The organism is Pseudomonas juntendi (genome assembly GCF_009932375.1).
Classification (GTDB): Bacteria; Pseudomonadota; Gammaproteobacteria; order Pseudomonadales; family Pseudomonadaceae; genus Aquipseudomonas; species Aquipseudomonas juntendi.
Genome location: NZ_BLJG01000581.1, coordinates 1 through 223, shown reverse-complemented (window position 1 = coordinate 223; position 223 = coordinate 1). Strand labels below are relative to the sequence as shown.

The window sequence follows — 223 nt, the reverse complement described above, 5'->3', positions numbered from 1 at the left end:
GCGGCGCGCTGTCGTCGAGCAGGTAGGCAATGCGGGCGGCCGGGTAACCCGGGTCAATCGGAACGTAGGCCGCACCGGCCGTGAGCACGCCAAGCATGCCCACCAGCCGCCTGGCGTTGCGCGGCAGGCACAAGGCGACCCGGTCACCGAGTTGCACACCCCGCGCGCGCAACTGGTGGGCCAGCTGGTTGGCCTGGCGATTGAGTTCACCGTAGCTCAGCGC

The 223-nt window shown here is 70.4% G+C and carries 1 protein-coding gene; it reads right to left on the bottom strand.

All coding sequences use genetic code 11. The features are described from left to right. Nucleotides 1-223 (bottom strand): AMP-binding protein (locus GYA94_RS27360; RefSeq protein ID WP_161893516.1); only part of this gene is annotated, 223 nt, incomplete at both ends.